General features: G+C 79.8%; 1 protein-coding gene. It reads right to left on the minus strand.

All coding sequences use genetic code 11. From position 1 onward, the window contains the following. Window positions 1-392: hypothetical protein (locus tag ACYQ0J_RS00520; protein WP_460170261.1), on the minus strand; the 392-nt coding region annotated here is incomplete at its 3' end. Between the last annotated feature and the right edge of the window lie 78 nt (window positions 393-470).

Consider the following 470-nt stretch of genomic DNA (forward strand, 5'->3'; position numbering starts at 1 on the left):
CGGGGCTCCCCGGCCACCCAGGCGGGGAGGCGGGCCTCGAGGGCCAGGCGGAGGGCCAGGGAGGAGCCGGGCCCCAGGGCGGGGGCCCCGCCCTCCGGCGGGAAGACCAAGAGGCAGGAGGCCGGAGGCAGGCCCAGGCCCCGGTGGCCAAGGACCACGGCCCGGGTGCGCTGGGCGAGCCGGGCCTTGGGCGGCCCCGGGAACTGAGAGGCCCGCACCACCTGGGCGCCGGGGAAGGCCCGGACCACGGCGGCGTCCACCCCGCGCTGGTCCCCCACCCGCACCACGCCCCCCGAGGCCAGGACCAGGGCCACCACGGGGGCCACGGGCCAGGGGGAGCCGCGCCGGGAGCCCGCGAAGGCCACCACACCGGAAAGGGGAAGGGACACCATAACTACCTCCCACCCGCGCGCTTTTCCCGCGCCGGGCGCGAGGGCCCCCAAAGGGGGCGCGGAGGCCCGGAGGCAAGG

The sequence above is a fragment of the Thermus sp. FJN-A genome, from assembly GCF_054655095.1.